At 68.9% G+C, this 2,466-nt stretch carries 3 protein-coding genes; all 3 read right to left on the bottom strand.

Features of this window, described 5'->3' with window-relative positions:
* Nucleotides 1-484: alcohol dehydrogenase catalytic domain-containing protein (locus AC2VNT_RS05270; RefSeq protein ID WP_486945851.1), on the bottom strand; the 484-nt coding region annotated here is incomplete at its 3' end.
* 120 nt (nt 485-604) lie between these two features.
* On the bottom strand, nt 605-1,438 hold the full coding sequence (locus AC2VNT_RS05265) for an SDR family oxidoreductase (protein WP_486945850.1): 834 nt from the start codon (nt 1,436-1,438) through the stop codon (nt 605-607).
* On the bottom strand, nt 1,439-2,466 hold a 1,028-nt coding region (locus AC2VNT_RS05260; RefSeq protein ID WP_486945849.1), incomplete at its 5' end, for a cytochrome P450.

The raw sequence follows: 2,466 nt of genomic DNA, 5'->3' as shown, positions 1-2,466 counted from the left end.
CGAACGGGATCGACGGGTCGATCTTCACCACCGACGTCTTGTGCACCACCATCCACGGCGAGAAGGTGCCGAGCAGCGTCATCGGGTAGACGCTCTGGTCGCGGGCGTGCACCCGGAAGGTGCCGTCGCTGACCGCGACGCCGTTGAGCAGGCCGGCGCCCAGGTCGCACAGGTTGCGCATCCCGGCCTGGCAGGACGGGCATTTGCCGCAGGACGGAATGAACGACAGCACCACGTGGTCGCCCGGCGCCAGATCCTCCACCCCGGGGCCGACCTCGGTGACGATCCCGGCGCCCTCGTGGCCGCCGAGCACCGGGAAGCCGGCCATCGGGATACTGCCGGTCATCAGATGGTGGTCGGAGTGGCACATCCCGGCCGCTTCCATCTGGATCTTGACCTCGTCCTTTTGCGGGTCGCCGATGTCGATTTCCTCGACCGACCACGGCTTGTTGAACTCCCAGAGCAACGCGCCCTTTGTCTTCACCGCGAACCTGCTTTCGTCGTGCACACCCGTGCTGGTCAGGGTAGTCGAGGCGGTCCCGCTGGACCCAACCGAAGCCGGTTTCGAGCCTATCGGGCGCGGTCGGGCCGGGGGAGACCTCCCTCAAAATGTCGGCGGCATCCCGTCTTCGCCCAGTCGCAGCTGCTGACGATCCGCCGGCGCGTCCGTCAGCGGCGCTTCGGGCTGCAGCTCCAGGGTCACGATGTTCGACCCGCGCGGTGTCTCGGCGACGAACGCGATCGCCCGCGCGACGTCGGCCGGGCGGAGAAAGTAGCTGTGTCGGGCCTGACCCCAGGTCGCCCAGTCCTTCAGCATCGGCCCGACCTGCTCGGCGGAGAGCTGCCAGCCCATCCCGGTCAGCGTCGGACCGGGGTGCACGATGGAGGCCCGGACCCCGGTGCCCTCCAACTCCATCTGCAGGTTGTGCACCATCGCCAGCAGGCCCGCCTTGGCGGCGCCGTAGGCACCCATGTGCGGGCGTTGCCGCAGCGCGACGTCGGAGCCGACGAAGATGACGTCCCCGCGTCGCCGGGCCACCATCTCCGGCAGCACCGCGGTGGCCAGCCGGTCGGCGCCCACCAGGTGCACCTGGATCTGGTCGTTGAACGCCTCGGTGCTGCTTTCGTGGATGCGGCCCGGGTGCATGTCGCCGGCGCCGGAGACCAGTAACTCGATCTCGCCCAGCGTGTCGACGCAGGCGGCCACGAATGATTTCACCGAGTCCGCATCGGTGACGTCCAGCGGAGAGGCCACCGCCTCGCCCCCGCCGGAGCGAATCTTCTCGACCAGCTCGGCCAGTTTGTCGGTTCGCCGCGCGCCCAGCGCGACCGGAAAACCGCGACCGGCAAGCTCTTCCGCGGTGGCCGCGCCGATTCCCGAGGAGGCGCCGGCGACGATTGCCGGCCGACGCTGCGGGTGCGGCTCGAAACGGGGCATTTACCGCATCTCCACATCGATCGGCAGGTGGGCGAAGCCGCGCACGTTGGACGAGTGCACCCGCACGGCGTTGTCCTCGTCGACCCGGTAGCCGCGGACCCGCTCCAACAACTCGGTCAGCGCCACCCGGGCCTCCATCCGAGCCAGATGCGCGCCGAGGCAGAAGTGGGCGCCACTGCCGAAGCTGAGCAGCCGGGACCCGATGTCGCGACCGATCCGGAACACGTCGGGATCGTCGAAGACACGCTCGTCCCGGTTCCCCGACCCGGGCAGCAGCAGCAGCACCTCACCGGCCGGGATGGTGGTCCCGTACAGGGTCAGCTCCTCGACGACGGTGCGGGCCAGAATCTGACTGGGCGTGTCATAGCGCAGCGACTCCTCGACCCACGACGGAATCCGGGAGTGATCGGCGTAGACCGCGGCCAACTGGTCGGGGTTGTGGTGCCCCCAGTAGACCGCGCTGCCGAGCAGCTTGGTGGTGGTCTCGTTGCCGGCGATCACCATCAGGAACAGGAACGCCATGATCTCCACGTCGGCGAGTCGGTCCCCGTCGATCTCGGCCTGCAGCAGCGCCGAGGTCAGGTTGTCGGCCGGCGTCTTCTCGAAGTCGGCGATCATCTGCGTGTAGTAGGTCATCAACTCGACCGACGCCTGCAACGCCGACGGCGGAACATCGGTCACCCCGTCCTCGCGGTGCAGCACCCGGTCGGCCAGCTCCCGGATCCGGGTCCGGTCGGCCGCTGGAACGCCCATCAGCTCGGAGATGACGTCCATCGGCAGCTTCGCGGCGAAATCCTCGATGAAGTCGAAGGAGCCACCGCCGCGGACGTCCAGCGCATCGTCCATGTGCCGACGGGCCAGCTGCGCCACCCGCGGCTCCAACTCGCGGATCCGGCGGGGGGTGAAGCCCTTGGACACCAGGGTGCGCAGCCGCAGGTGGCCCGGATCGTCCATCGCCAGGATCGACATCACCTTGTACGCGTGCGGGCCGCGGGAGACCGGATCCAGCGAGACCCCGTTGGCGTTGG

It is taken from the genome of Mycobacterium sp. TH-M15, from assembly GCF_057473705.1.
Note: the sequence above shows the minus strand (reverse complement) of the source record. Positions and strands in the feature narration are given on the sequence as shown.

What these genes read in the sequence shown, in the direction of transcription:
- AC2VNT_RS05265 (WP_486945850.1), bottom strand. Translation starts at nt 1,438, where the DNA reads ATGCCCCGTTTCGAGCCGCACCCGCAGCGTCGGCCGGCAATCGTCGCC.